The following is an 18958-nucleotide window of genomic DNA, read 5'->3' as shown; positions in this document are numbered from 1 at the left end:
CCGCGCCGCCGGAACCCGTACCCCTCAGCCCCCCGACACCACCCGTCCCGTGACCTCTCCCAGTCCCACCCGGCTGCCGTCCGGGCCGGGGGCCCAGGCGGTCATGGTCACCGTGTCGCCGTCCTCCAGGAAGGCCCGCTTGCCGTCCGGGAGTTCGAGCGGGTCGCGGCCGTTCCAGGTCAGTTCGAGGAGCGAGCCGCGCTCCTGTTCCGTCGGGCCGCTCACGGTGCCGGAGCCGTAGAGGTCGCCCGTCCGCAGCGAGGCCCCGTTCACCGTCATCTGGGCCAGCTGCTGGGCGGCCGTCCAGTACATGGTGGAGAACGGCGGCTCGGAAACCGTATGGCCGTTGATCGCGACGGAGATGCGCAGGTCGTAGCCCGCGGGCTCCTCGTGCGCGTCGTCCAGGTACGGCAGCAGCGGCTCGGTGCGGCCGGGGGGTGCGATCCGGGCCTCCTCCAGGGCCTCCAGCGGGGTGATCCACGCGGAGACGGAGGTGGCGAAGGACTTGCCGAGGAAGGGGCCGAGCGGCACGTACTCCCAGGCCTGGATGTCCCGCGCCGACCAGTCGTTGAGCAGGCAGAGCCCGAAGACATGGTCGCGGAAGGCCGACAGCGGTACGGGGCGGCCCAGTTGCGAGGGCACGCCCACCACGAAGCCCACCTCCGCCTCGATGTCCAGGCGGATCGAGGGTCCGAAGACCGGGGACGGGTCCGTGGGCGCCTTGCGCTGCCCTTGGGGCCGCACGACGTCCGTGCCGGACACCACGACCGTGCCCGCCCGGCCGTGGTAACCGATCGGCAGATGCTTCCAGTTGGGGGTCAGGGAGTCGGCCGCGTCCGGGCGGAAGATCCGGCCGACATTGCGGGCGTGGTTCTCGGAGGCGTAGAAGTCGACGTAGTCCGCGACCTCGAAAGGCAGATGCAGGGCCACCTCGGAGAGCGGGTGCATCAGGGGCGCGACGGTTTCCCGGTGTGCGGGCTCGGTCAGCCATGCCGTCAGGGCCCGGCGCACCTCAGACCAGGCGGCGCGGCCCGCCGCCAGCAGGGGGCCCAGAGAGGGCGCCGCCAACAGGGAGGCATGCGGGGAGCCGAGCGCCCGTGCGGCCGCGCCCGCGTCGAGCACCTGGTCGCCCAGCCGGACGCCGACCCTCCGCTCGTCGGAGCCGACGGGCGAGAACACGCCGTAGGGAAGGTTGTGCGGTCCGAAGGGGTGGCCTTCGGGGACGTCGAAGGGGGGCATGGGTTGCTGCCTCGCTTTCGTGCACGTCGCAAGTGCCGTGCAGGGGGGTGCGTGCCATGTGGTCGCCGCACACGTTACGGGTGAGTCGCTGGTCTTGGGCAGGGGCTAAAGAGTTCGCAATGTCCGAAAGGGCCTTGTCGGAGCGTGCAATTCCGGCTTAGCGTCCTTTGGGGACACGGACGGGGTGGGTCCGGTCCGTAGAGGGGGACACGTGGGGGGACCCGTGGCCAGCAGCACCGGCATGCCGTTCGACGCGGCGCGCGAGGTGCCCGGGCTCATTGTGAAGTTCGGCGACTATCCACTGCATCACGGCGGAGTGGGGGCCATCCGGAGCCTGGGGCGGCTCGGCATACCCATGTACGCGATCACCGAGGACCGGTACACACCGGCCGCGCTCTCCCGCTATCTGCGGCGGGCCTTCGTCTGGCCGACCACGGGCACGGAGGAACCGGAACGCCTGGTGGAGGGACTGCTGCGCATCGGGCGCCGTATCGGCCGGCCGACCGTGCTCATTCCCACCGACGAGGAGGCCGCCGTGCTGATCGCCGAGCATCAGGACATGCTCGACGGCGCCTTCCTCTTCCCGAAAGTGGACGCCAAGCTTCCGCGCCGTCTCGCCAGCAAGCAGGGCCTGCACGAACTATGCGTGGAACACGGAGTCCCCAGCCCGCAGGCCGCCTTCCCGCAGTCGTACGAGGACATCGTGCGCTTCGCCGAGAAGGCCCGTTTCCCGCTGGTGGCCAAGAACCGCGAGGCGTTCGTACGCCGTGAACGGCCCGCGGTGAACGGCACCACCAGGATCACCACCCGCGAGGGCCTGCTCGCGCTGGCCCGCGGCTGGGGCGAGCGCCCCGGAGTGATCCTCCAGGAGTATCTGCCGCGGGAGGAGGCCGAGGACTGGATCGTGCACGCCTACTTCGGCCAGGACTCCAGCCCGCTCGCCCTGTTCACCGGCGTCAAGGTCCGCTCCTGGCCGCCGCACGCAGGCATGACGGCGAACGCGTATGTGGTCGACAACCCGGAACTCGCGGACCTCGCCGCGCGTTTCGTCAAGCAGATCGGCTTCACCGGCATCGTCGATCTGGATCTGCGCTTCGACCGCCGCGACGGACGCTACAAACTGCTCGACTTCAACCCGCGGATGGGCGCCCAGTTCCGCCTCTTCGAGAACGAGGCGGGGGTGGACGTCGTCCGCGCCATGCATCTCGACCTGACCGGCCGCCCGGTCCCGGAGGGGGAACAGCGCGCCGGCCACCGGTACATCGTGGAGAACATCGACCTGCCGGCCCTGCTCGCCTACCGGCGCGGCGGCTATACGACGCCGCACGCACCGGCCCGCGCGAGCGGTACGGAACTGGCCTGGTTCGCGGGCGACGACCCGCGGCCCTTCTTCACGATGCTCGCACGCTTCGTGCGGCCGGGCGCGAAGCACCTCTATCAGCTGTGGCGGACCAACCGCCGCGGCTCGACCACCCGTACGCCCCCGCGCGTACGGCCGCAGCCGCCGGATACGCCCTAGCGCGTACGGCCGCAACCACCAGGTACGCCCAGCGCGTACGGCTCCAGCACGAAGTAGGCACATGCGTCCTTGGGGAGGGACTTCGTGATTCAACCTGTAGCAGTCATCGGTGCCGGGCCGTTCGGTCTGTCCACCGCCGCCCATCTGCGGGCCCGCGGTCTCCCGGTCCGTGTCTTCGGCGAACCCATGGTCAGCTGGCGCGACCACATGCCCGAGGGCATGCTGCTGAAGTCGACCCCGGCCGCCTCGAACCTCGACGCCCCCCAGCGCGGCCACACCCTGGCCGACTACTGCGACGCGGCGGGCATACCCCGGCTGGTGACCGACGAGGACATCATCCCGGTGGAGACGTTCATCGCCTACGGCGAGTGGTTCCAGCAGAAGCTGGTGCCCGAGCTGGAGCGGGTCCGGGTCGTCTCCGTGGACCGCCGCCCGGGCGGCGGCTTCGAACTGAAGCTGGACTCGGGCGAGCAGTTCGCGGCGCGGGCGGTGGTGGTGGCCACCGGTCTGTCGGGCCTGGCCCACCTTCCGCGGGAGCTGGCCGCCGCCGCGCCGGACGGCCCCGCCCCCACCGCACCCGTCTCCCACAGCTCCCAGCACCATGACCTCACCCGCTTCTCCGGCAAGGATCTGCTGGTCGTCGGGGCGGGGCAGTCCGCCCTGGAGACCGCCGCGCTGGCGGCCGAGGCCGGGGCGCGGGTCCGGGTGGTCGCCCGCGGACAGGGCACCGTGGCCTTCGGTTCGGCGCCGTGGGCCCAGCCGAAGTTCCGCCCCGAGTCGCCCTTCGGGCGCGCCTGGTCGCTGTGGGCGCTGAGCCACTACCCGCAGCCGTACCGGTTCCTCCCGGCCGGGACCCGGCACTACCTGGTCCGCCGGGTCCTCGGACCGCTCGGCGCCTGGTGGCTGCGCGACCGCTTCCAGAGCACGGTGCAGGTGCGCGAGATCGACCGCGTGGTCGGTGCGGCAGCCCCGGACGGGAGCCCCGTGCTGACGGTGCGGACGCACACCGGCCGCACGGAGGAACTCACGGCGGACCATGTGATCGCCGCGACCGGATACCGCGTGGACATCGCGGCGATGGACTTCCTGGGCCATGAACTGCGGACCGGACTGGCGGTGAGCCGGGGCGCGCCGAAGCTCGGCGCGGGCTATGCGTCCTCGGTGCCGGGCCTGTACTTCACGGGTCTGCCCGCGGCGTCCTCGTACGGGCCGGTGATGCGTTTCGTGTGCGGTACGGAGTTCGCCTCACCCCGGCTGGCCGGGCATCTGGCGGCGGCACACGGCTGACGGTACGGGTGGGAGGCTCCGGGTGGGAGCCTCCCACCCATCCGGCCTCCCCACCCAACCGGCCTGCGGGGCACGGGCGGGACATGTCCGGCGGGAGGGCGCCGCGGGATGTCCTGCGGGGTGGGGTGCCGGGGTACGTCGTCGCGGGGTGGGGGCCGGGGCGCGTCGTGCGGGATGAGCGCCCGGGTACGTGGTTCGGGAAGAGTGCCGGGGTACGTCGTTCGGGAAGGGTGCCGGGGTGTGCCGGGCCGTGCGCTGGTGGGGCAACTCCGTTTTCGGCGCATGGGAGTTCGGGGCGTGCGGGACGGCGGACGTCGTCCGGTTCGCGCCGAGTCGCGGGGGCGTTCCATCCGTATTCTCTGATCATGGCCGCACCCCTCGCATATGCACTCATCGCCACCGACCTGGACGGAACGCTGCTGCGTGACGACGACACGCTCTCCGACCGGTCGAGGGCCGCGCTGGCGCGGGCCATGGCGGCAGGCGCCCAGCACCTCGTCGTGACGGGGCGCCCGGCGCCCAGGACGCGGCCGCTGCTGGACGACCTCGGCAGTACGGGGCTCGCGGTGTGCGGGCAGGGCGCGCAGGTGTACGACGCCGGTGCGAACCGGCTGCTGTTCTCCATCACCCTGGACCGGGAGTTGGCGGAGACGGCGCTCGGCAAGATCGAGGCCGAGGTGGGGCAGGTGTACGCGGCCGTGGACCAGGACGGAGTGGACGGGCTCACCCTGATCGAGCCCGGTTACCGGATGCCGCACCCCACCCTGCCCGCGGTACGGGTCGAGCGGCGCGACGACCTGTGGTGCGAGCCGATCAGCAAGGTGCTGCTGCGCCATCACGCCCTGTCGGACGACGAGTTGGCCACGGCGGCGCGGGCCGCGGTCGGTTCCCTCGCGACGGTCACCATGTCCGGGCCCGGCACGGTCGAGCTCCAGCCGTGCGGCATCACCAAGGCGACGGGGCTCGCCCTGGCCGCCGACCACTTGGGCCTCGGCCCGCTGGACACCATCGCCTTCGGCGACATGCCGAACGATGTGCCGATGTTCGACTGGGCCGCGTACGGGGTGGCGATGGCCAATGCCCACCTCGAACTCAAGGCCGTGGCGGACGAGATCACCCTGTCCAACGAGGACGACGGTATCGCCGTCGTCCTCGAAAGGCTCTTCGGCCGCGAGGGCCGCGAGGGCCGCGAGGGCTACGACGGACCGCCGGCCGAGCGCGTCGGCCGGCGGTCCGTCGGACACTGCCGGGACTACTAGCGGGGTGCCAGCGGAGTACTGGCGGAGCTACTAGTACGCGCTGTTGACGTTGTCGATCGAGCCGTACCGGTGGGCGGCGTAGTTGCACGCGGCGGTGATGTTGGCCACCGGGTCGTAGGGGTCGTACGACGTGCCGGGCACGTGGTACGTGGCGAAGGTCGGGTCGATGACCTGGAGCAGGCCCTTCGACGGGATGCCCGCGCGGGCGTTGGAGTCCCAGAGGTTGATGGCCCTGGGGTTGCCGGACGACTCGCGCATCACATTGCGGTAGATGCCGTTGTACGTACCGGGGATCCCGTGCTGGGCCATGACCTCGAGCGACTGGCGTATCCAGCTGTCGAGGGTGGTGCCCTGGGTCTTCACGGTGCTGACGGTGGACGTGGTGGCGGCAGGGGCCGCCGCCGGTGCGCCGGGTGCGGCGGAAGCGCTGGTGGCTCCGAGGACCGGCATGGCGAGAACGGCGGCACCCGTCCCCGCGATGGCGAGGGCACGGGTGAGACGGGTGGCCTTGGAGCCACGGTCCCGGCGGCGTGCGGGCAGTGCGAAAGCGGACATGTCGTATTCCTCTCCGGCGCCTGCGAGGTGAGCTGTCGGGTTCGGGCGGAAAGGTGCCCGGCCATGTCCTCGTTGCCGAGGCCGCGGCTTCACCCCAAGCCGTTCCGTGTGTGTCCGGACCGGCGGCTTACCTGGGTCCCCCGCTCCTGCCGTCGGGGTCGGTGGGTTCTCGAGCGGCGGCAGGATTCGGCGTTCCGCTCGGATCGATGGGAAGGTATGCGACAGCACATGTCGGGAACAAGCCCTGAAGTCACAGTCCTTCCGAATCGACCTTGAAGTGCGGGAATAGGGCCGATGATCCAGTTTGTTGAGCAAAGCTCAAGTTGCCGTTAGCAAAGCGGGAGTTGATGGCATCGCCGCGATGGCCCCCATGTCGCGCACGTGAGCTATGTCACTGCCGTCGCCGGGGGTTGATGCTGGACTTACTCGCGTAAGTGGCATATACGGATAAAACGGACAGAAGGCAAGGTGATTTCCCGGGCGGCGGGCGCACCTTCGGCCGTGTGTGCGGAGGGTCCGGACGGGCAGTCGTGGGGGTGGTGGTGGCGTCCGGCGCCGCTCGCAATCCGGGCGTCGGCCTCCATGTGCCCGCAGGGGGTGGGTATGGGCTATGTCAGGGGATGTCTGGTCGTATCAGATGATCAAGAACATACCGTTCGTGATCCGATACCACCCGGCCTGGAACAGTGGGCGCTAGCGGTGATCGAAACGTGACCGGATACGCTGACTTGAGTGAGGGCGACGACAGATCGACAAACGCGATAAGCCGTGTCGACGGGCGGCGTCATCGACCGAGTGACCGTCCTTGAGACCGACCGTGATCGTCAGCAGACGTCAGCAGACAGGAGACCCCACGTGACCGTCGTCGGGCCGTTCGGGCTGAGCGTGCGGGACCAGGCTCTGGAGGCCGATGTCCAGGCCGGACTGGCCGCTGTCGAGGAAGGGTTGCTCGAAGCCACCAAGAGCGAGGTCCCCTTCATCACGGAGGCGGCCCAGCATCTGGTGCGCGCGGGCGGGAAGCGGTTCCGGCCGCTGCTCGTGATGCTCGCCGCGCAGTTCGGCGACCCGTATGCGCCCGGGATCGTGCCCTCGGCCGTGGTCGTGGAGCTGACCCACCTCGCCACGCTCTACCACGACGACGTCATGGACGAGGCCGAGGTGCGGCGCGGGGTCGACAGCGCGAACACCCGCTGGGGCAACTCGGTCGCGGTCCTCACGGGTGACTTCCTCTTCGCCAGGGCGTCGCACATCCTGGCCGACCTCGGCCCGGAGGCGGTGCGGATCCAGGCGGAGGCGTTCGAACGGCTGGTCACGGGCCAGATCCTGGAGACCGCGGGCCCCCGTGACGGCCGCGACCCGGTGGAGCACTACCTCGACGTCCTGAGCGGCAAGACCGGCTCGCTGGTGGCGGTGGCCTGCCGCTTCGGGGCGATGATGTCGGGCGCCGATGAAACGGTGGTGGACGTGCTCACCCAGTACGGCGAGCGGCTGGGTGTGGCGTTCCAGCTGGCGGACGACGTCCTGGACATCGCCTCGGACTCGCACGAGTCCGGAAAGACCCCGGGGACCGACCTCCGTGAGGGCATCCCCACCCTCCCCGTGCTGCGTCTGCGTGAGCGGGCGGAGCGCCTGGGGCTGCCCGAGGACATCGCCCTGTGCGCGCTTCTGGACTCCGACCTCACCGATGACGCCCGGCACGCCGAGGCCCTCGCGCTGCTGCGGGCCCACCCGGCCCTGGAGCAGGCGCGCCGCGACATGGTCCGCTATGTGGAGGACGCCCGCGCGGGCCTGGCCCCGCTGCCGGAGTGCGACGCGAAGGCGGCCCTGGTGGAGCTGTGCGACGTCGTGGTGCACCGGGTGAGCTGAGGCCGCGGGCGGCCCGTCACGGTCCGCGACCGCTCCCGCACCGCGTGCTCCTCGTGTTCCGCGTGTGACTCTCCGTGCCTGGCGCGGCCTCTCCGTCGAGCCCCCGGCGCCCGCGTCGCCGTAGAACCCCTACGGGTCGGAGCAGGTGCCGGGCCCGCGGTGTCATACCCCAGGATTACGCGGAGTTGAGCCCGCGGTCTGACGCATCTGCCGCGCCGATTTGGTCAGATGGGAGACACCACCTCACAGGAGTTCGGGTGAGAATGGCGGCACAGGGGTGGGCCGGGGCATGGATGGCAGGCCGCCGCCGATGACGGAGGTAAGGCACACATGGCACCGTACGAATCCGAAGGCAGCACGCCCGCGGGTGAGGCCGAGGACGTACGCGACGGGCGGCGCGCGGCCGCCCGGTACGTCGTTCCGGTTGCGGTGGTGGGGGTGGCGGCCGCGACGATCGGGCTCGTCCCGGCGTTCGCCGGATCCGGGGACCCCGACCTGCCGAAGATCAGCGCGCAGCAGCTCATCGAGAAGATCGCAAAGTCGGACGTCCAGCAGCTGTCCGGCACGGTGAAGATCAGCACCGATCTCGGCCTGCCCGACCTGGGCGGCCTGGAGGGCGGTCTCGCCTCCGGCGCGCTGGGGCAGGGCGCGGGCGGCAAGGGCGGCTCGACCGCCGACCCGAGCGCCAAGCTGATGGAACTGGCGTCCGGCACCCACACCCTGCGGGTCGCCGCCGACGGCCAGGACCGCCAGAAGGTCTCCCTCGTCGAGAAGGCCGCCGAGTACAGCGTCATCCGCAACGGCGACCAGGTGTGGGCGTACGACAGCGCCTCCAACGAGGCGTACCACTCGACCGGCGCGGGCGACCACAAGGGCGCGAAGGCGGCCCCCGAGGACATGCGGGCCACCCCGAAGGACCTGGCCGAGGAGGCCCTGAAGGCCGCCGACAAGACCACCTCGGTCACGGTCGACGGCACCGCTCAGGTCGCGGGCCGGGACGCCTACAAGCTGCTCATCAAGCCCAGGCAGTCCGGTACGACCGTCGGCGCCATCAGCATCGCGGTCGACGCGAAGACCGGGCTGCCGCTGAAGTTCACCCTGACCCCGGCGACGGGCGGCGCTGCCGTCGTCGACGCGGGCTTCACCCAGGTGTCCTTCACCAAGCCGTCCGCATCGACGTTCGACTTCACCCCGCCCAAGGGCGCCAAGGTCACCCAGGACGACGACCTGAAGCACCAGGGCACGGCGCCGTCCCAGGGCGGTGGCGGCAAGGCCGGGCACGGCCCGGGGAACGGCCTTGAGAAGGGTGCCCGTGGCACCGGCCCCAGGACCGTCGGCGAGGGCTGGACCTCGATCGTCGTCCTCGACACCGGCGCCAAGGGCGGCGTGCCCTCGGGCGCCTCGTCCAAGAACGACCTGGCCTCCGGCTTCATGGGGTCCCTCGGCGACAAGGTCAAGGGCAAGTTCGGCTCGGGCACGGTCTTCTCGACCCGCCTGGTCAACGCCCTGATGACGGACGACGGCAGGGTCTACGCGGGCGCGGTCACCAAGGACACGCTGATCAAGGCGGCCGACGCAGGCAAGTAGGCCCGTCCGGATCCCGCACGGCACGAACGGCTGGAGCAGGAGAAGGCATGGAGGAACTGTCCGCCGCGGAAGCCGCAGAGGGGGAGTCGAAGGACTCCGGGCCGGGCAGGGCGGCCGACCGGGACACCCCGGTCATCGCCACCCGCGCCCTCACCAAGCGCTACCGCGGCGGACAGCTCGCCGTGGACGGACTCGACCTGACCGTCCCGGCGGGCAGTGTCTTCGGCTTCCTCGGGCCGAACGGCTCCGGCAAGACCACCACCATTCGCATGCTGATGGGCCTGATCGAGCCCACCTCGGGCACGGCACGCGTGCTGGGGCGGCCCATGCCCCGTGCGGCGCGCACCGTACTCCCGCAGGTCGGCGCCCTGATCGAGGGCCCGGCGCTCTACGGCTTCCTGTCCGGCCGCGACAATCTCCTGCGCTACGACGCCGCCGACCCGACCGCCGATCCGCGCACCCGGCGCGCACGCGTCGGGGCCGCACTGGACCGGGTGGGCCTGACGTCGGCGGCTGCCAAGAAGGCGAGGGCGTACTCCCTGGGGATGAAGCAGCGCCTGGGTCTCGCGGCCGCCCTGCTCCAGCCCCGTCGGCTCCTCGTCCTGGACGAGCCGACCAATGGCCTGGACCCGCAGGGCATGCGTGAGATCCGCACCCTGGTCAGGGAACTCGCGTCCGACGGTACGACCGTCTTCCTCTCCTCCCATCTGCTCGACGAGATCGAACAGGTCTGCACCCACGCCGCCGTGATGGCACGCGGCCGGCTGATCGCGCAGGGCGCGGTGGCGGACCTGGCGGCCGGGGCGCGCGGACGGCTCGTCGTGACCACCCCGGACGTGGCGGAGGCGGCCCGCGTCCTGAAGGAGCGGGGCATCGCCGAGGTGGTGGCGGGGGAGGGCCGGGTGACGGGGGAGCCCCCGGAGGGCGAGACGGCGGATGTGAACGCCGCGCTGGTCACCGCGGGCGTCCGGGTGCGCGGCTTCACCGTCGAACAGGCCTCCCTGGAGGACGCGTTCGTGGCGCTGACGGGAGAGGGATTCGATGTCGCGGGGTGAGCAGGGACGGCAGACCGACCGGGCCGGGCGGCCCGACATCGGTTGGGCCGAGCGGGCCAACCGGGCCGACCGGATTCAGCGGCTGGAGAAGGCTGAACGGCCCTCGGCCGCGCCGAGGACCGGCCCGTTGTGGACGCTCGGGCTGCTGCGCAGCGAGCTGGTGACGACCCTGCGGCGCTGGCGCACGCTCGCGCTGCTCGGCGTACTGGCGGCCGTACCGGTCCTGGTGGGGGTCGCCGTCAAGGTGCAGACGGGCGGCGGCTCCGGTGGCGGCGGGCGGGGCGGCGACGGCGGTCCCGCGTTCATCGCGCAGATCACCAACAACGGGCTGTTCCTGGTCTTCACGGCACTCGCCGTCACGCTGCCGTTCTTCCTGCCGATGGCGGTCGGTGTCATCGCGGGGGACGCGATCGCGGGCGAGGCCAACTCCGGCACACTGCGCTATCTCCTGGTCGCCCCCGCGGGCCGCACCCGCCTCCTCCTCGTCAAATACGCGACCACGGCGGCCTTCTGCCTGCTCGCCACACTCGTCGTCGCCCTCTCGGCGCTCGCGGTGGGCGCCCTGCTCTTCCCGCTGGGTGATCCGACGACGATCTCGGGCACCCGCATCGGCCTGGGCGACGGACTGCTCCGCGCCCTGCTCATCGCCCTGACCGTGGCCGCGTCCCTGCTCGGCCTCGCGGCCCTGGGCCTGTTCGTCTCCACCCTCACCAACAGCGGGATCGGGGCCATGGCGACCACCGTTGGCCTGGTGATCACCGTGCAGATCCTCGACCAGATCCCCCAACTGCACGCGTTCCAGTTGTACTTCTTCCCGCACTACTGGATGTCCTTCGCGGACCTCATGCGCGACCCCGTCTACTGGGACGACCTGGTCCGCAACCTCGAACTCCAGGCCCTGTACGCGGCCGTCTTCGGCTCGGCGGCCTGGGCGCGCTTCACCACGAAGGACATCACGGCCTGAAGGCGCCCGGCGGCCCCCACAGGGGTGTGGGGGCCGGGGGGAATCAGACGAGTGCCGTCTCGTAGGGGAAGCGGGCGAGCGGCGCCTGCTGCCCGAAGAACGTTTCGGCCCGGTCCAGTGCCCGGGTGTCGTGCAGTACGTCGCCGGGCTTGCTGCCGTTGCCGAGCAGGACCCCGCCGAAGCGCATGCCCAGATAGGCGGCCGAGTTGTTGAGCGTGCCGACCAGGGGAGCCGCTACGTCCTGCTCCTCGTCGGCGAGTGCGGTGACACCCCACAGGGTGCGGCCCGCCATGGCCTTCTTGAAGTCGAGCCCGGGCACGCGGAGCCAGCCCGACCAGTGGTCCAGATAGCGCTTGGTCTGCGCGGACACCGAGTACCAGTACAGCGGCGACGCGATCACCAGGTCCGTCGCCGCGAGCGTGGCCTCCAGCAGCATCGCCGTAGTGCCCTCGGTGGGGGGCGGGTAGTCGCCGTCGTGCCGTGGATCGGAGAAATCGGGCAGCGGGTGCTCGATCAGGCTGATCCACTGCTGCTCGACCTCGCGGGGCAGGTGCTCGGCGGCGCGGCGCGCGAGCAGCTCGGTGTTGCCTTCGCTGCGGGAGCTGCCCAGTACGAAGAGAAAACGGCGACTCATGAGGACCCCTGAGAGACGACGGTACGCGGTCTGTACGTGCACACACATTAAATGCGCGTGCAATTAATAGCAAGGGGTGGCCGGGCGATGGGTGCGGGGTGCGGGTGAGGGGTCCGGCGGTGGGGGGGTGACGCGGCGTACCGCTGGGACAGGCCTGTGACGCTGCGGTGACGCCGGGCGGGCACGGCAGCCGGACACTTGTGTGTAGATGCCCGGGACCATGTCCGGGCCGAGGCGGGAGGGAACAGAGGATGACGCGTACGGCGCGTGAGGCGCCCAGGTCGGCCGCGGGGCGCGGGGCGCACTGTGCCCCGCCGGGTCCGCGTACGCTTGCCTGCCGGATGCCCGTCGCCGCGGGCGCCCGCACCCCCGCGTTCTCCTCGACGGTCCGACCCGAATGAGGGGAACGATGTCTCGACCCAGCCGCGCACACGAGCGGGGACGCTCCGCCTCCGCGGCCGCGTCCACGCAGGGAACGGAGCCCGCGATGACGCCGATCGAGGTCCATGTACCGGCCGGTGGCCGCGACGGGGGCGAGACGGGCGCCGGGGCGACCGTCGGCGGGGCACCGCTGGTCGTGGCGCCCGGGCAGTCGGTCCAGCAGGCCGTCCTGAACCACCTCCACCGTCTCGCCCTCACCGCGGGCCGCCCCGTCCTTGCCGCCGTCCGCGACGAGCGGATCGGCTATGTGATGCCGGTCCGGGTGCTGGTGGACGGGTCGAGCGAGTTCACGCAGGAGCCGATCCCGCTGACCGAGGACACCACGGCGGACGCGGACACCACGGCGGACGCAACGGTTGACGCCCCCGAGCCTCTCGGCGGCGGCGTCACCACCTGCATGGTGCAGCGGGCGCCCGAACGGCTCCCGTTGATCAACGCCACCTCGGGACCGGCCCAGGTGTGGCCGCGGGCCGGAGCCGTCGTCCCGGACCTGGGGCAGGGCCCGGCGGGTCCGGCGTCCGCCCCGGCCGCTCCCGTATGGCCGGCGGCACCGGAAGGACCGGACGAACCGCAACTCTCCGAGGCGCTGCTGCCCGAGCCGCTGACGGGCGAGGCACAGACGTCCGAGCCGCTCACCGGCGGAACGCACCTGTCCGACGACCCGTACGCTCCGTCCGGCCGGGGCCCCTCCCCGGCTCCCTGGCTCGCCTCCGGCGCCGAGGCCCATGCCGAGGAGGAGCCCAAGGAGCCGCCGGTACGCGAGTTCGACTCCGTCGCCGAGGCCGTGCTCGCGCCGGACTCGGGCATGGGCGGTCCCCTCGCCGGGCCCCTGGCCCGGATCAGCGAGGCCGTGCAGCAGGGGCGGCTCGCGGAGGCCTCCGGGACGGCCGAGCGGACCCTCGCCGAAGCGTCCCGTGCTCTCGGCGGCGACCACCCCGACGCACTCCACCTGCGCGAACTCTCCGCCTATATCGCCTACCTGGCGGACGAGCCGCTGCGCTCGTTCCGCTTCTCGATCGACCTGGCCCGGCTCCGCCACCGTATGGGTGACCGGCGTGGCGCGTACGGTGATGTCCAGAGCGCGGCCGCCGCCTGGCGCGCCGTCCGCGACCCGCTCCAGGGACTGGATCTCGGCCGGGAACTCATCGGCGTATGGACCGAACTCGTCGCCGCTCCGGGCCCCGCCGCGGACGACGTGGCGCAGTTGGAGCGCGCCCGCACCCGCATGGGACGCCTGACCGAGCGCGCCCGCACCGCGGCCGACGCGGGAGCCCCGCACTCCTGCTGACCGCCGGGCCCCAGGCCCCTGGGGCCCGTCCCGCGGTCTACGGCCTGGCGTCCACCGGATCGGGGCCGGGACCCGCCACCCTGTCCTCGGGCTGCTGCGCCACGGCCGTGGTCGCGGCCGCCGCGAGCGCGGAGGCGGGGTCCGCGGAACGGTCCCGGAGTGCGCGCGCCGTCGCCCGCGCCGTGCGCAGGGCGTCGCCGGTCAGCATGATCAGCGCGAGCCAGACCAGTGCGAAGCCCGCCCACCGCTCGGGCGGCATCGCCTCGTGGAAGTACAGGATGCCCAGCAGGAACTGGAACACCGGCGCCAGATACTGGAGCAGCCCGAGCGTGGACAGCGGCACCCGGATCGCGGCGGCGCCGAAGCAGACGAGGGGGAGCGCGGTGACCACCCCGGTGGCGGCGAGCAGCGCCGCGTGCCCGGCGCCATGGGACGCGAACGTCGCGCTGCCCTGCGCCGACAGCCACAGCAGATAGCCGAGCGCCGGTACGAACTGCACGGCGGTCTCCGCGGCCAGCGACTCGATACCGCCCATGCCGACCTTCTTCTTCACCAGCCCATAGATGGCGAACGAGAAGGCCAGGCACAGGGAGATCCACGGCGGGCGGCCGTATCCGATCGTCAGGACCAGTACGGCGAGGAAGCCGACCGCGACCGCCGTCCACTGGACGGGCCGCAGCCGTTCCTTGAGGAGCAGTACGCCCATCGCGATGGTGACGAGCGGGTTGATGAAGTAGCCGAGCGAGGCCTCCACCACATGGCCGCTGTTCACGGCCCAGATGTAGATGCCCCAGTTGACCGTGATGACCGCCGCGGCGATGGCGATCAGCCCCAGCTTGCGGGGCTGCCGCAGCAGTTCGCCCGCCCAGGCCCAGCGCCGCATCACCAGCAGCACCACGGTGACCAGACCCAGCGACCACACCATCCGCTGCGCGAGGATCTCCATCGCTCCCGCGGGCTTCAGCAGCGGCCAGAAGAGGGGGACGAGCCCCCACATCCCGTACGCCGCGAAGCCGTTCAGCAGACCTGTCCGCTGTTCACCCCTCGACCTGTCGGCCACAGGCCCTCCCCGCTCGCTCAACCGTTTCCGCCCAGCATCCACGAACGTAACGCGAGCACCCTCGCCCGTCATTCCCGTTTCGCCATACGGTCATGACAGAGGCGGGTGACGTGCGGTACATCCCGGCGGGCGGGCACCACACCCCGGTCCCGGTAGTTGGGAAGACCGGAGACCGGAGACCGGAGACCGGAGACCGGAGAGCGGAGACCGGAGACCGGACAGGACCCGCCCGGCCGGTTCTCAGCCTTTGAGCGCCGCGCCGATCGACTCTGCGATCGGCGTGGCCGGGCGGCCGATGAGGCGGGAGAGGTCGCCGGTGGTGACGGCCAGCTCGCCCTGTTCGATGGAGACGTCCACCCCGGCCAGGATCGCGGCCAGGGGGCCGGGGAGCCCGGCGCCGGTCAGGATGCCGGTGTAGACATCCAGCGGTACGGAGTTGTAGGCGATCTCCCGGCCGGTCCGCCCGCTCAGTTCGGCGGCGTACTCGGCGAAGCTCCACGCCGTGTCGCCGCTCAGCTCGTAGACGGCGTTCTCATGGCCCTCGCTGGTCAGCACCGCCACGGCGGCGGCCGCGTAGTCGGCGCGGGAGGCGGAGGCTACCCGGCCCGCACCGGCGGCCTGCACGACGGCGCCGTGCTCCAGTACGGGGGCCAGGTTCTCGGTGTAGTTCTCGTGGTACCAGCGTTGCGCAGCAGGACGTACGGCACGCCCGACGCGAGGATCAGCTGCTCGGTGGCCCGGTGGTCGTCCGCCAGCGCGGCCGTCAGGCTCCCGAGGGCGCTGGTGTACGCGAACAGCGCGACCCCGGCCGCCGCGGCGGCGTCCAGGACGGCCTTGTGCTGGGCGACCCGGCCCTTGTCGAACTCGGTGCCCGAGATCAGCAGCACCGTGTCGCCGGCCGTGAAGAGGCCGTCGAAGGTCTCGGGGGCGTTGTAGTCGGCGACGGCGATGCGCACACCGCGGTCGCGCAGGTCGGCGGCCTTCTCCGGGCTGCGGACCACCGCGGTGACCGAGTCCGCCGGTCCGCGCGCTGGCCCGGTGGACACAGGAGCGCATGCCCGAGGTCGAACGCGCCCGCGACGCATACGACGAGGCCCGGGCGCAGCGGGCCCGGGCCTCGTCGATCGGTGGCGCCTCCGGCTCCGGTCGCTAGCCGACCACCGTCCAGGTGTCCCCGCCCGCGAGAAGCGCGGCCAGGTCGCCCTTGCCGTTCTGTTCGATGGCGGCATCGAGCTGGTCGGTCATCTGCGCGTCGTAGACGGGCCGGTGCACGGAGCGGAAGACCCCGATCGGGGTGTGGTGCAGGGTCTCCGGATCGGCCAGCCGGGACAGGGCGAACGCCGTCGTGGGCGAATCGGCGTGCGCGTCGTGGATCAGGACCTCCGCCTCGTTCTCCGGAGTGACCGGCACCGTCCTCAGGTCGCCGGTGCGGGGGTCGCGGAAGACACCGCGCGAGCCGTCCGGCCCGAACCTGATCGGCTGCCCGTGCTCCAGTCGGATCACCGCCTCCTCGGCGGTCTGCTGGTCCTTGAGGGCGTCGAAGGCACCGTCGTTGAAGATGTTGCAGTTCTGGTAGATCTCCACCAGGGCCGTGCCCGGATGGGCGGCCGCCTCGCGCAGCACCCCGGTCAGATGCTTGCGGTCGGAGTCGACCGTACGGGCCACGAAGGACGCCTCGGCGCCGATCGCCAGCGACACCGGGTTGAAGGGCGCGTCCAGCGACCCCATCGGGGTCGACTTGGTGATTTTGCCGACCTCGGAGGTGGGCGAGTACTGGCCCTTGGTCAGCCCGTAGATCCGGTTGTTGAACAGCAGGATCTTCAGATTGACGTTGCGGCGCAGGGCGTGGATGAGGTGATTGCCGCCGATGGAGAGGGCGTCGCCGTCACCGGTGACCACCCATACCGACAGATCGCGGCGGGAGGAGGCGAGCCCGGTCGCGATCGCGGGGGCGCGGCCGTGGATGGAGTGCATACCGTACGTGTTCATGTAGTACGGGAAGCGCGACGAACAGCCGATGCCCGAGACGAAGACGATGTTCTCCCTGGCCAGGCCCAGTTCCGGCATGAAGCCCTGGACCGCGGCGAGGATCGCGTAGTCCCCGCAGCCGGGGCACCAGCGGACTTCCTGGTCGGACTTGAAGTCCTTCATGGACTGCCGGGCCGCCGACTTGGGCACGAGGGAAAGCGCCTCGATCGTATCCGTGCCTTCCATGGTCGTCTCAGCCATCGATGGCCTCCTTGAGAGCCGCGGCGAGCTGCTCGGCCTTGAACGGCATCCCGTTCACCTGGTTGTACGAATGGGCGTCCACCAGGTACTTCGCCCGGATGAGCAGGGCGAGCTGGCCGAGGTTCATCTCGGGGATCACCACCTTGTCGTAACGCTTGAGCACCGGGCCGAGATTCCGCGGGAACGGGTTGAGGTGCCGCAGATGGGCCTGTGCGATCGACTCGCCCGCGGTACGCAGCCGCCGGACCGCCGCGGTGATCGGGCCGTACGTCGACCCCCAGCCGAGCACCAGGGTGCGCGCCCCGTGCGGATCGTCCACCTCCACCTCGGGGACCTCGATCCCGTCGATCTTCGCCTGGCGGGTGCGCACCATGAAGTCGTGGTTGGCCGGGTCGTAGGAGATGTTGCCCGTGCCGTCCTGCTTCTCGATGCCGCCGATCCGGTGCTCCAGGCCCGGGGTGCCGGGGACGGCCCACGGGCGGGCCAGGGTGCGGGGGTCGCGCTTGTAGGGCCAGAACACCTCGGTGCCGTCGTCCAGCCTATGGTTCGGCCCCTGGGCGAACTGCACCCTCAGATCCGGCAGCTCGTCCAGCTCGGGGATGCGCCAGGGCTCGGAGCCATTGGCCAGGTAGCCGTCGGACAGCAGGAACACGGGAGTGCGGTAGGAGAGGGCGATCCGGGCCGCCTCCAGGGCCGCGTCGAAGCAGTCGGCCGGGGTGCAGGGGGCGATCACCGGCACGGGCGCCTCGCCGTTCCGCCCGTACATCGCCTGGAGCAGGTCGGCCTGCTCGGTCTTGGTCGGCAGGCCCGTGGACGGGCCGCCGCGCTGGATGTCGACGACCAGCAGCGGCAGCTCCAGGGACACCGCCAGGCCGATGGTCTCGCTCTTCAGGGCCACCCCGGGCCCGGAGGTCGTGGTGACCGCCAGCGACCCGCCGAACGCCGCCCCCAGCGCGGCACCGATACCCGCGATCTCGTCCTCGGCCTGGAAGGTCCGCACACCGAAGTTCTTGTGCCGGGACAGCTCGTGCAGGATGTCCGAGGCCGGGGTGATCGGATAGGAACCGAGGAACAGCGGCAGATCCGCCTGCCGGGAGGCGCTGATCAGGCCGTAGGAGAGGGCCAGATTCCCGGAGATGTTGCGGTACGTGCCCACCGGGAAGGCCTGGGTGGCCGGTGCGACCTCGTACGAGACCGCGAAGTCCTCCGTCGTCTCGCCGAAGTTCCACCCGGCGCGGAAGGCGGCGATATTGGCGGCCGCGATCTCCGGCTTCTTCGCGAACTTCGAACTCAGGAACTTCTCGGTGCCCTCGGTCGGCCGGTGGTACATCCACGACAGCAGCCCCAGCGCGAACATGTTCTTGCTGCGCTCGGCCTCCTTGCGGCTGAGGTCGAACTCCTTGAGCGCCTCGACGGTGAGAGTGGTGAGCGGCACCGGGTGGACGCTGTAGCCGTCCAGCGTGCCGTCCTCCAGCGGGCTGGCGGCATAGCCCACCTTCTGCATCGCCCGCTTGGTGAACTCGTCGGTGTTCACGATGATCTCCGCGCCGCGCGGCAGGTCGCCGACGTTCGCCTTGAGGGCGGCCGGGTTCATGGCCACCAGGACATTGGGCGCGTCACCCGGGGTGAGGATGTCGTGGTCCGCGAAGTGCAGCTGGAACGACGAGACACCCGGCAGGGTGCCGGCGGGGGCACGGATCTCGGCGGGGAAGTTCGGCAGGGTGGACAGGTCGTTCCCGAAGGACGCCGTCTCCGAGGTGAAACGGTCACCGGTGAGCTGCATCCCGTCACCCGAGTCGCCCGCGAAGCGGATGATCACCCGGTCGAGCGTGCGCACATCCTTGGTGCCCGCCGGTCTGCGCTGTTCTCCTACGACGGCTCCGTCGGCCTGCTCCGCTGTTCTGCTGACCTGGCTGGTCACTGAACTGGACCTCCTTCGAGGCAGCTGTCCGGGCCTGGCCGTCCCGACGGCCTT

14 protein-coding genes, 1 pseudogene and 1 riboswitch are annotated in these 18958 nt (G+C 71.3%); of the genes and pseudogenes, 8 read left to right on the top strand and 7 right to left on the bottom strand.

Going from position 1 to position 18958, the window contains the following annotated elements:
* Positions 1-24: 24 nt before the first annotated feature.
* The gene (gene fahA / locus ACIHAA_RS26775; RefSeq protein WP_399821441.1) at positions 25-1239 is read right to left on the bottom strand and encodes a fumarylacetoacetase; all 1215 of its coding nucleotides are present in this window, start codon (positions 1237-1239) and stop codon (positions 25-27) included.
* A 241-nt stretch (positions 1240-1480) separates the two neighbouring features.
* Between fahA and ACIHAA_RS26770 the strand changes: the two genes are divergently transcribed.
* The 3 genes from ACIHAA_RS26770 to ACIHAA_RS26760 all read left to right on the top strand — a co-directional run bounded on the left by ACIHAA_RS26770 (position 1481) and on the right by ACIHAA_RS26760 (position 5304).
* The gene (locus ACIHAA_RS26770; RefSeq protein ID WP_399821650.1) at positions 1481-2758 is read left to right on the top strand and encodes an ATP-grasp domain-containing protein; all 1278 of its coding nucleotides are present in this window, start codon (positions 1481-1483) and stop codon (positions 2756-2758) included.
* Positions 2759-2842: 84 nt separating this feature from the next.
* Positions 2843-4045 carry an FAD-dependent oxidoreductase gene (locus tag ACIHAA_RS26765; RefSeq protein WP_399821440.1) on the top strand — a complete coding sequence of 401 codons (1203 nt, stop codon included), beginning with the start codon at positions 2843-2845 and terminating at the stop codon, positions 4043-4045.
* A gap of 365 nt (positions 4046-4410) precedes the next feature.
* On the top strand, positions 4411-5304 hold the full coding sequence (locus ACIHAA_RS26760) for an HAD family hydrolase (protein WP_399821438.1): 894 nt from the start codon (positions 4411-4413) through the stop codon (positions 5302-5304).
* A gap of 30 nt (positions 5305-5334) precedes the next feature.
* Here the strand turns inward: ACIHAA_RS26760 and ACIHAA_RS26755 are convergent, their stop codons facing one another.
* Positions 5335-5859: a transglycosylase SLT domain-containing protein gene (locus ACIHAA_RS26755; protein ID WP_399821436.1), complete on the bottom strand. Its 525-nt coding sequence runs from the start codon at positions 5857-5859 to the stop codon at positions 5335-5337.
* 4 nt (positions 5860-5863) lie between these two features.
* A riboswitch (cyclic di-AMP (ydaO/yuaA leader) is annotated at positions 5864-6033 on the bottom strand.
* 681 nt (positions 6034-6714) lie between these two features.
* Between ACIHAA_RS26755 and ACIHAA_RS26750 the strand changes: the two genes are divergently transcribed.
* From ACIHAA_RS26750 to ACIHAA_RS26735, 4 genes are all read left to right on the top strand, one after another.
* Positions 6715-7725 carry a polyprenyl synthetase family protein gene (locus ACIHAA_RS26750; RefSeq protein ID WP_399821434.1) on the top strand — a complete coding sequence of 337 codons (1011 nt, stop codon included), beginning with the start codon at positions 6715-6717 and terminating at the stop codon, positions 7723-7725.
* Positions 7726-8055: 330 nt separating this feature from the next.
* Positions 8056-9312 carry an outer membrane lipoprotein carrier protein LolA gene (locus ACIHAA_RS26745; protein ID WP_399821432.1) on the top strand — a complete coding sequence of 419 codons (1257 nt, stop codon included), beginning with the start codon at positions 8056-8058 and terminating at the stop codon, positions 9310-9312.
* 47 nt (positions 9313-9359) lie between these two features.
* Positions 9360-10367 carry an ATP-binding cassette domain-containing protein gene (locus ACIHAA_RS26740; RefSeq protein ID WP_399821430.1) on the top strand — a complete coding sequence of 336 codons (1008 nt, stop codon included), beginning with the start codon at positions 9360-9362 and terminating at the stop codon, positions 10365-10367.
* A complete protein-coding gene (locus tag ACIHAA_RS26735; protein WP_399821428.1) occupies positions 10354-11331 on the top strand; it encodes an ABC transporter permease in 978 nt (325 codons plus the stop codon). Before ACIHAA_RS26740 ends, ACIHAA_RS26735 begins: the two co-directional genes overlap by 14 nt.
* Positions 11332-11374: 43 nt before the next feature.
* On the opposite strand, the gene ACIHAA_RS26730 is transcribed toward ACIHAA_RS26735, so the two are convergent.
* Positions 11375-11965, bottom strand: a complete 591-nt coding sequence (locus ACIHAA_RS26730; RefSeq protein ID WP_399821427.1) for a flavodoxin family protein — start codon at positions 11963-11965, stop codon at positions 11375-11377.
* 487 nt (positions 11966-12452) lie between these two features.
* On the opposite strand from ACIHAA_RS26730, the gene ACIHAA_RS26725 reads away from it, so the two are divergent.
* Positions 12453-13694 carry a tetratricopeptide repeat protein gene (locus tag ACIHAA_RS26725; RefSeq protein ID WP_399821425.1) on the top strand — a complete coding sequence of 414 codons (1242 nt, stop codon included), beginning with the start codon at positions 12453-12455 and terminating at the stop codon, positions 13692-13694.
* Between the two features lie 37 nt (positions 13695-13731).
* Here the strand turns inward: ACIHAA_RS26725 and rarD are convergent, their stop codons facing one another.
* From rarD to ACIHAA_RS26705, 4 genes and pseudogenes are all read right to left on the bottom strand, one after another.
* Positions 13732-14754 (bottom strand): EamA family transporter RarD, encoded by a 1023-nt coding sequence (rarD, locus tag ACIHAA_RS26720; protein ID WP_399821422.1) that lies wholly within the window; start codon positions 14752-14754, stop codon positions 13732-13734.
* 240 nt (positions 14755-14994) lie between these two features.
* Positions 14995-15776 (bottom strand): annotated as a pseudogene (locus ACIHAA_RS26715) (NAD(P)H-binding protein); the annotation flags it as partial.
* Positions 15777-15903: 127 nt separating this feature from the next.
* Positions 15904-16983: a 2-oxoacid:ferredoxin oxidoreductase subunit beta gene (locus ACIHAA_RS26710; protein WP_399821420.1), complete on the bottom strand. Its 1080-nt coding sequence runs from the start codon at positions 16981-16983 to the stop codon at positions 15904-15906.
* Positions 16976-18904, bottom strand: a complete 1929-nt coding sequence (locus ACIHAA_RS26705) for a 2-oxoacid:acceptor oxidoreductase subunit alpha (RefSeq protein ID WP_399821418.1) — start codon at positions 18902-18904, stop codon at positions 16976-16978. The genes ACIHAA_RS26710 and ACIHAA_RS26705 overlap by 8 nt, the downstream gene beginning before the upstream one ends.
* Between the last annotated feature and the right edge of the window lie 54 nt (positions 18905-18958).

Origin of the sequence: Streptomyces sp. NPDC052040 (genome assembly GCF_044548405.1) — a bacterium.
Classification (GTDB): Bacteria; Actinomycetota; Actinomycetes; order Streptomycetales; family Streptomycetaceae; genus Streptomyces.
Note: the sequence above shows the minus strand (reverse complement) of the source record. Positions and strands in the feature narration are given on the sequence as shown.

Coding starts and splice junctions, on each gene's coding strand:
- fahA (WP_399821441.1), bottom strand. CDS start 1,239: ATGCCCCCCTTCGACGTCCCCGAAGGCCACCCCTTCGGACCGCACAAC.
- ACIHAA_RS26760 (WP_399821438.1), top strand. CDS start 4,411: ATGGCCGCACCCCTCGCATATGCACTCATCGCCACCGACCTGGACGGA.
- ACIHAA_RS26755 (WP_399821436.1), bottom strand. CDS start 5,859: ATGTCCGCTTTCGCACTGCCCGCACGCCGCCGGGACCGTGGCTCCAAG.
- ACIHAA_RS26740 (WP_399821430.1), top strand. CDS start 9,360: ATGGAGGAACTGTCCGCCGCGGAAGCCGCAGAGGGGGAGTCGAAGGAC.
- ACIHAA_RS26710 (WP_399821420.1), bottom strand. CDS start 16,983: ATGGCTGAGACGACCATGGAAGGCACGGATACGATCGAGGCGCTTTCC.
- ACIHAA_RS26725 (WP_399821425.1), top strand. CDS start 12,453: ATGACGCCGATCGAGGTCCATGTACCGGCCGGTGGCCGCGACGGGGGC.
- ACIHAA_RS26745 (WP_399821432.1), top strand. CDS start 8,056: ATGGCACCGTACGAATCCGAAGGCAGCACGCCCGCGGGTGAGGCCGAG.
- ACIHAA_RS26735 (WP_399821428.1), top strand. CDS start 10,354: ATGTCGCGGGGTGAGCAGGGACGGCAGACCGACCGGGCCGGGCGGCCC.
- ACIHAA_RS26730 (WP_399821427.1), bottom strand. CDS start 11,965: ATGAGTCGCCGTTTTCTCTTCGTACTGGGCAGCTCCCGCAGCGAAGGC.
- ACIHAA_RS26770 (WP_399821650.1), top strand. CDS start 1,481: ATGCCGTTCGACGCGGCGCGCGAGGTGCCCGGGCTCATTGTGAAGTTC.